8 protein-coding genes are annotated in these 8,032 nt (G+C 65.0%); 1 reads left to right on the top strand and 7 read right to left on the bottom strand.

The window, feature by feature from the left end; all coding sequences use genetic code 11:
• Window positions 1-114 precede the first annotated feature (114 nt).
• Both argF and DY468_RS15460 read right to left on the bottom strand, forming a co-directional pair.
• Window positions 115-1,044 (bottom strand): ornithine carbamoyltransferase, encoded by a 930-nt coding sequence (gene argF / locus DY468_RS15465; RefSeq protein WP_164605692.1) that lies wholly within the window; start codon window positions 1,042-1,044, stop codon window positions 115-117.
• Entirely contained in the window at window positions 1,044-2,255 is a 1,212-nt protein-coding gene (locus DY468_RS15460; protein WP_164605691.1) for an aspartate aminotransferase family protein, read from the bottom strand. Before DY468_RS15460 ends, argF begins: the two co-directional genes overlap by 1 nt.
• A 477-nt stretch (window positions 2,256-2,732) precedes the next feature.
• On the opposite strand from DY468_RS15460, the gene DY468_RS15455 reads away from it, so the two are divergent.
• Entirely contained in the window at window positions 2,733-3,242 is a 510-nt protein-coding gene (locus tag DY468_RS15455) for a GcrA family cell cycle regulator (protein WP_164605690.1), read from the top strand.
• Window positions 3,243-3,811: 569 nt separating this feature from the next.
• Here DY468_RS15455 and phoB read toward each other — a convergent pair.
• From phoB to pstC, 5 genes are all read right to left on the bottom strand, one after another.
• A complete protein-coding gene (gene phoB, locus DY468_RS15450) occupies window positions 3,812-4,525 on the bottom strand; it encodes a phosphate regulon transcriptional regulator PhoB (RefSeq protein WP_164605689.1) in 714 nt (237 codons plus the stop codon).
• A gap of 73 nt (window positions 4,526-4,598) precedes the next feature.
• Complete coding sequence (gene phoU, locus DY468_RS15445) at window positions 4,599-5,315, bottom strand: phosphate signaling complex protein PhoU (RefSeq protein ID WP_164605688.1); 717 nt, start codon at window positions 5,313-5,315, stop codon at window positions 4,599-4,601.
• Between the two features lie 23 nt (window positions 5,316-5,338).
• Window positions 5,339-6,160, bottom strand: coding sequence for a phosphate ABC transporter ATP-binding protein PstB (gene pstB, locus DY468_RS15440; protein WP_164605687.1), 822 nt, complete (start codon window positions 6,158-6,160; stop codon window positions 5,339-5,341).
• Window positions 6,157-7,020, bottom strand: coding sequence for a phosphate ABC transporter permease PstA (gene pstA, locus DY468_RS15435; protein ID WP_164605686.1), 864 nt, complete (start codon window positions 7,018-7,020; stop codon window positions 6,157-6,159). Before pstA ends, pstB begins: the two co-directional genes overlap by 4 nt.
• A gap of 1 nt (window position 7,021) precedes the next feature.
• Window positions 7,022-8,023, bottom strand: coding sequence for a phosphate ABC transporter permease subunit PstC (pstC, locus tag DY468_RS15430; RefSeq protein ID WP_164605685.1), 1,002 nt, complete (start codon window positions 8,021-8,023; stop codon window positions 7,022-7,024).
• Between the last annotated feature and the right edge of the window lie 9 nt (window positions 8,024-8,032).

Here is an 8,032-nt window from a genome sequence, read left to right as displayed (position 1 = left end):
GCCACACGCTCAGTGCTCGGAGCACCCCCACCCCGGCCTCCGCTTCGCTCGGCCGACCCTCCCCGCAAGGGGGGAGGGGCACGGCGGCCGCTTCGCTCACATGGGAAGAAGTAACTACGCCACCGCGCCGAGGCACCAGGCCAGGATGCCCTTCTGCGCGTGCAGACGGTTTTCGGCTTCGTCGAACACCACCGACTGCGGGCCGTCGATCACCTCGTCGGTGACCTCCTCGCCGCGATGCGCCGGCAGGCAGTGCATGAAGATCGCGTCCTTGTGGGCGAGCGACATCAGCTTGGCGTTGACCTGATACGGCTTGAGCAGGTTGTGGCGATGCTCGCCGTCCTTGTCGCCCATCGACACCCAGGTGTCGGTGACGACGCAGTCGGCCCCGCGCACCGCCTCTTCGGGATCGGTACCGATGGTGATCGCCGCACCGCTCTGCTTGACCCAGTCGCGCAGTGCCTTGCTGGGCGCGAGCTGCGGCGGGGTGGCAATCTTGAGCTTGAAGTCGAAGCGCTGCGCGGCGTGAGCGAACGACGCCAGCACGTTGTTGTCGTCGCCGGTCCAGGCGATCGTGCGGCCCTTGATCGGCCCGCGATGCTCCTCGAACGTCATCACGTCGGCCATCACCTGGCAGGGATGCGACTTGCGGGTCAGGCCGTTGATCACCGGCACGGTGGCGTTGGCGGCGAGCTCCAGCAGCGCCTCGTGATTGAGGATGCGGATCATGATGATGTCGACGAAGCGCGACAGCACCCGCGCGGTGTCGGCGATGGTCTCACCGCGGCCGAGCTGCATTTCGGCGCCGGTCAGCATGATCGACTCGCCGCCGAGCTGGCGCATGCCGACATCGAACGACACGCGGGTGCGGGTCGACGGCTTGTCGAAGATCATCGCCAGCGTCTTGCCGGCGAGCGGCTTGTCGGCCTCGGCGTTCGCCTTGCGCTTCGCCTTCATGGCGACGGCGGCGGCCAGCATGTTGCGCAGTTCGGATGTCGGCAGCTCGGTGAGATCGAGGAAGTGCCGCGGCATGGTGCTACTCATCACACCGCCTCCTTCTGCGCCGCCTGCCCGGCAAGCGTGACGCAGGCGCGCTCCAGTCGCCCGATCGCCTCGTCGAGTTCGGCTTCGCTGACGATCAGCGGCGGCAGCAGGCGCACGACATTGTCGCCGGCGCCGACGGTGAGCAGCTTCTCGGCGCGCAGCGCTGCGATCAACTCCGGCGACGGCACCACCGCCTTCAGGCCGAGTAGCAATCCTTCGCCGCGGATCTCGCTGACGACGCGCGGATGCCGATCGACGATCCCGGCGAGTTTCTGCTTGAGCAGCAGCGACATCTTCTTGACGTGATCGAAGAAGCCCGGCTGCAGCATGATGTCGAGCACCGCATTGGCGGCCGCGACGGCGAGCGGATTGCCGCCGAAGGTCGAGCCGTGCGCGCCGGGCGCCATGCCCTTCGCGGCTTCGGCGGTCGACAGGCAGGCGCCGATCGGAAAGCCGCCGCCGAGCGCTTTGGCCAGCGCCATGATGTCCGGCGCAACGCCGACCCGCTTATAGGCGAACAGCTCGCCGGTGCGGCCCATGCCGGTCTGGACTTCGTCGAAAACCAGCAGCAGGCCGTGCGCGTCGCACAGCTCGCGCAAGGCGCGGAAGAACGCCAGCTCCGGCGAGCGCACGCCGCCCTCGCCCTGCAGCGGCTCGATCAGGATCGCCGCAGTCTCCGGACCGATCGCGGCTTTGACCGCGTCGAGATCACCAAGCGGGAGCTGATCGAACCCGTCGAGCGGCTTGCCATAACCTTCCAGGTACTTGGCCGCGCCGGTGGCGGCGAGCGTGCCGAGCGTGCGGCCGTGGAACGCACCTTCGAAAGTAATTACCCGGGTGCGCTCGGGCGCGCCGTTCGAGAAGTGATAGTGCCGCGCCATCTTCAGCGCGCATTCGACTGCTTCGGCGCCCGAATTGCAGAAGAACACCTTGTCGGCGAAGCTCTGCTCGCACAGCCGCGCCGCCAGCCGTTCGCCGTCCGGGCTCTTGAACAGATTGGACATGTGCCACAGTTTGGTCGCCTGCTGCTGCAAGGCTTCGACCAGATACGGATGGCAATGGCCGAGCGCATTGACGGCGACGCCGCTGGTGAAATCCAGGTAGCGCTCGCCGTCGGTCCCGTGCAGCCAGACGCCTTCGCCGCGCTCGAACGCGACATCCGCTCTGGCGAAAACCGGGAGGAGATGGGACGTTGAAGCGCTCTGAGACATGGCCGATCCGATCGGAAAAAAGCGGGCCGCCGGCCGGCCGCGTCATGTGCATGACACGAACGCAGTCAGGACAACGTACCCCGAAAACGAAACGTGCCGCCTTTCCAGGCGGCACGTAGGATTATTTTAGAAGCGTCGAACTCACTGTCAACACGGAGCTTCGACGAAGTGCGGCCAGAAAAGCACGGCTCGTGCTGATTGTTGTGGCTTCGTGGACTCACTCACAGGAGAAGGTGTGGACGCACCGGGTCGGACTCTTGCGCCCGAGTCACGGCATATTGTAGCCTTTTGCCTGTCGGGTACGACATCTCGTGCGCGGTTTGTAATCCATTTCGAGTTCTCGGATGAGGCGTAACGCCGGGGCGGCAGGGGTCGTCCGGCGAGCGCTAAGGGATTCTGACAGCAGAGATTTTGACGACCTCACAGCCGCGGTTCCGCGCCTCGCCTTCGGCGCCCGCGGCAGGAAGGGATAGAACTATGACGGCATTGACCTGGACCGACGAGCGCGTCGAACAGTTGAAGAAATTGTGGGAGGGCGGGCTGTCGGCGAGTCAAATTGCCGCCGAGCTGGGTAACGTCACCCGCAATGCCGTGATCGGCAAGGTTCACCGCCTCGGCCTGTCAGGCCGGGCCAAGAGCCCGACCTCGGCGGCGCCGCGGCCACGCAAGGCTCGCCCGGTGCAACAAATGATGCGTGTGAACCGTCCGGTGGCCCGCGGCAACACCGCCCTAGCCCACGCTTTCGAAGTCGAAGCGGAGCCGGATCCGGTCACGTTCGACAACGTGGTCCCGATGAACCAGCGGCTGTCGCTGCTGGAACTCAACGAAGCCACCTGCCACTGGCCGGTCGGCGATCCATCGAGCCCGGAATTCTTCTTCTGCGGCGGCAAGTCGCTGCCGGGCCTGCCCTACTGTGCGCACCACTCGCGCATCGCCTACCAGCCGGTCGGCGATCGCCGCCGCGCAGCTCCCAAGACCACCCGCTAGACTGACGCCGCCAACCCAAGGCCGCAGCAAACCGCGCTCGCGCAGCTCAGGGCTGCGCCATCCCGCCAAACTGTCATCGCCCGCAAAAGCGGGCGATCCAGTATTCCAGAGCGTCCGTTACTTGCCACCAACCCACTGCAATACTGGATCCTCCGCCTTCGCGGAGGATGACGCTGCTATGTTGGGCTGAGGCCGCGGCTGAACGATTGCAAAAGCTATAAAGTCGGCAAACGCCGCCATCGCGGCGCTCCCACGTGTCACCAAATCCCACTCGCGGTCATCGTGATTTGAAACTAGAGCGGTTCATCGTTTGATTGAACGATCCGACCTTTCCGAAGGCACTGAGTCCTCATCCTGAGGAGCCCGGCGAAGCCGGGCGTCTCGAAGGATGGGGCAACGCATTCCCTGCGTCACATGGTTCGAGACGGCGCTACGCGCCTCCTCACCATGAGGTTGTGCGTGGGGCAGGAGGCGTGGATCAGCTCTGATTCTATGAAAAACAGAACTGCTCTAATGTCTTGGTAGGCACGCTTCGCTTTGCCCACCCGACGTCGCAAACCTGCTAACAACTACGACGGGCTGCCTTCGATCTTGGCAAAGCGGTCGTCGAGGGCGTAGCCGGCGCCGCGAACGGTGCGAATCGGGTCCTGCTCGCGACCGATATTGAGCAGCTTGCGCAGGCGGCCGATGTGCACGTCAACGGTGCGCTCATCGATGTAGATGTCACGCCCCCAGACGCCGTCGAGCAGCTGTTCGCGGCTGAACACCCGGCCGGGATGCTCCAGGAAGAATTCGAGCAGACGATATTCGGTCGGGCCGAGATCGATCGGACGGCCGGACCGCGCCACCCGGCGCTTGTCGCGGTCGAGCTCGAGATCGCCATAGGCCAGCACGGTGGCGAGACGCTCCGGCGCCGCGCGACGCAGCAGGCCCTTCACCCGCGCCAGCAGCTCGGGCACCGAGAACGGCTTGACGATGTAATCGTCGGCGCCGGTCGCGAGCCCGCGGACCCGCTCGCTTTCCTCACCGCGCGCCGTCAGCATGATGATCGGCAGTTGCTTGGTCTCCGGCCGTGCCCGCAGCCGGCGGCACAGCTCGATGCCGGACAGGCCCGGCAACATCCAATCCAGCACCACCAGGTCGGGAATCCGCTCCTTCATCCGGGTGTCGGCGTCGTCGCCGCGCGCCACCGTCTCGACCTCGTAACCTTCGGATTCCAGATTGTATCGCAGCAGCGTCGTCAGCGCTTCCTCGTCTTCAACTACCAGAATGCGCGCAGCCATTGTCGTCCTCGTCTCAGTGTCGTCTCGATCCGCCCCATGGCGCCGGCCCGGCGGGCCGGCGACCAGATCGGCGTCAGTTGCCGGGAGTGGCGTTCGCGAAGGTCGTCATGTCGCCCTTCGGACGCTTGTCCATGATCTGCTGACCTTCGATCATGTAGAACACCGTCTCGGCGATGTTGGTCGCGTGATCGCCGATCCGTTCGATGTTCTTGGCGCAGAACATCAGGTGGATGCAGAACGAGATGTTGCGCGGATCTTCCATCATGTAGGTGAGCAGCTCGCGGAACAGCGAGGTGCAGATCGCGTCGACTTCCTCGTCGCCGTTCCACACCACCATCGCGGCCGGCAGGTCGTGCGCCGTATAGGCATCCAGCACTGCCTTGACCTGCGATTGCACGAGGTCGGTCATGTGCTCGAGGCCGCGGATCAGCTTCAGCGGATGGAAGTCGCTGTCGATCGCGTTGACGCGCTTGGCGATGTTCTTCGACAGATCGCCGATCCGCTCGAGATCGGTTGCGACGCGCATCGCGCCGACGATTTCGCGCAGGTCGATCGCCATCGGCTGGCGCCGCGCGATGGTCAGCACTGCGCGCTCTTCGATATTGCGCTGCATCTGGTCGATCTCGGCATCGGCCGCGACCACGCGCGAGGCCAGCGCGACGTCGCGCCGGATCAGCGCATCGACCGAGTCGACGATCTGGCGCTCGGCCAAGCCGCCCATCTCCGCAACCAGCCGGGTCAGATCCTGCAGGTCGCCGTCGAACGCCTTGGTGGTGTGTTCGAATCCCATATCCGTGCTCCTCGCCCGCCGCGTCAGCCGAACCGGCCGGTGATGTAGTCCTGGGTGCGCCGATCGCTCGGCGAGGTGAAGATCTTGTTGGTCGGGCCGAACTCGATCAGCTCGCCGAGATACATGAAGGCGGTCGACTCCGAGACGCGCGCCGCCTGCTGCATGTTATGGGTCACGATCGCGATGGTGTACTGTTCCTTCAACTCGTCGATCAGCTCTTCGATCTTGGCGGTGGAGATCGGGTCGAGCGCCGAGCACGGCTCGTCGAACAGGATCACTTCCGGCCGCACCGCGATGGTGCGCGCGATGCACAGCCGCTGCTGCTGACCGCCCGACAGGCTGAGGCCGGAGGCGTTGAGCTTGTCTTTGACTTCGTTCCACAGCGCCGCGCCGCGCAGCGCTTTCTCGACCCGGCCGTCCATCTCCGACTTGGAGATCTTCTCGTACAGGCGGACGCCGAACGCGATGTTTTCATAGATCGTCATCGGGAACGGCGTCGGCTTCTGGAACACCATGCCGACCCGCGCACGCAGCAGGTTGAGGTCGAGCTTGGGGTCGAGGATGTTGGTGGTGTCGAGCAGCACCTGCCCCTCGGCGCGCTGCCCCGGATACAGGTCGTACATCCGGTTGAAGATGCGCAGCAACGTCGACTTGCCGCAGCCCGACGGACCGATAAAGGCGGTGACCCGGTTGGTGGCGAGCGCCAGATTGATGTGTTTGAGCGCGTGGTTCTGGCCGTAGTAGAAATTGAGGTCACGCACGGTCACCTTCGCCGGCCCGTCCGGCTGGGCGCCGATCGGCGGCATCGCGGACGGAACGCTGGTGGCGATCGAGATCTCGGTCATTTCGTGGTCCTCTCGGCGCCGATGATGCGCGCGCCAATGTTCAGGGCAAGCACGGTGAGGGTGATCAGCAGCGCGCCTGTCCAGGCGAGCTGCTTCCAATAGGCGTAGGGGCTCTGGACGAAGTTGTTGATGGTGACCGGCAGGTTGGCCATCGTCTTGGTCAGATCCAGGCTGAAGAACTGGTTGCTGAGCGCCGTGAATAGCAGCGGCGCGGTCTCGCCGGCGACGCGGGCCGTCGCCAGGAGGATGCCGGTGATCAGACCGGCGCGCGCCGCCCGATAGGCGATTCGGCGGATCACCAGCGAGCGCGGCAGACCGAGCGCGGAGGCGGCTTCGCGCAGCGAGCTCGGCACCAGCAGCAGCATGTCTTCGGTGGTGCGCACCACCACCGGGATCACGATCACCGCCAAAGCCAGCGCGCCGGCAAGCGCCGAGAACCGGCCCATGGTCACCACCACCGCGCCGTAGATGAACAGGCCGATGATGATCGAGGGTGCGCTGAGCAGGATGTCGTTGATGAAGCGGATCACCGAGGTCAGCTTGTCGTACTTGCCGTACTCGGCCAGATACGTGCCGGCGAACAGGCCGAGCGGCGCTCCGATGCCGACGCCCAGAATGGTCATCAGCACCGAGCCGACGATGGCGTTGAGCAGACCGCCGGAGGTCGAACCCGGCGGCGGGGTGTTCTGGGTGAACACTTCGAGATTGAGGCCGGCGAGGCCGTTCCAGAACAGCGTGAACAGGATCAGCGCGAGCCAGGTGACGCCGAACAGCGCCGCTCCCGAGCACAGCACCTTGATCACCACGTCGTTGCGATGACGCCGCTTGTAGATGGGATTGTCGAGATGGATCGGCGTCATGTCACTTACCCGCCTTCAGTTCGAGCCGGAGCAGCAGCAGCCGGGCGGCCGCCAGCACCAGGAAGGTCAGAATGAAGAGCAACAGACCTAGCAGGATCAGGCCCGACTGGTGCAGACCGTCGCTCTCGGCGAATTCGGAGGCGATCGCCGCCGAGATCGTCGTGCCGGGCGAGAAGATCGACCCGGTGATCCGGAACGAGTTGCCGATGATGAAGGTGACCGCCATGGTCTCGCCGAGCGCACGGCCGAGCGCCAGCATCACACCGCCGATCACGCCGACCCGGGTGTAGGGGATCACCACGCTGCGGACCACCTCCCAGGTCGTGCAGCCGACGCCGTAAGCAGCCTCTTTCAGCACCGGCGGCACGGTCTTGAAGACGTCGACCGAGATCGCGGTGATGAACGGCAGCACCATGATGGCGAGGATCAGCGCCGCGTTGAACAGGCTGAGATAGGACGGCGGCCCCGCGAAGATGTCGTTCAGCACCGGAATGTCGGCGAAGATCGAGATCATGAACGGCTGGAAGTGATAGGCCAAGAACGGGCCGAGCACGAAGAAGCCCCACATGCCGTAGATGATCGACGGGATGCCGGCGAGCAGCTCGATGGCGAGCCCGATCGGGCGGCGCAGCCACATCGGGCACAGCTCGGTGAGGAAAATCGCGATGCCGAGGCCGACCGGGATCGCGATCATCATCGCGATCAGCGACGTCACCAGCGTGCCGTAGATCGGCCCGAGTGCGCCGAGCACCGGCGGATCGTTGGCTGGCGCCCACCGCGAGGTGGTGAGGAACGAGAAGCCGAATTCGCGGATCGCCGGCAAGGCACCGATGATCAGCGACACGATGATGCCGCCGAGGATCAGCAGCACCGAAATCGCGCAGGAGCGCGTCGTCCAATAGAAGGCCTTGTCGCCGAGCTTGAAAGCGCTGAGCGCCTTGGCCCGATCGTAAGGTCCGGCAGCCGCTTGCAATCCGGTTGTCTCAACCGCCATATCCGCCACGCTAACTCT

Origin of the sequence: Rhodopseudomonas sp. BR0M22 (assembly GCF_010907035.1) — a bacterium.
Lineage (GTDB): Bacteria > Pseudomonadota > Alphaproteobacteria > Rhizobiales > Xanthobacteraceae > Rhodopseudomonas.
This window is presented reverse-complemented; position numbering and strand designations above follow the sequence as displayed.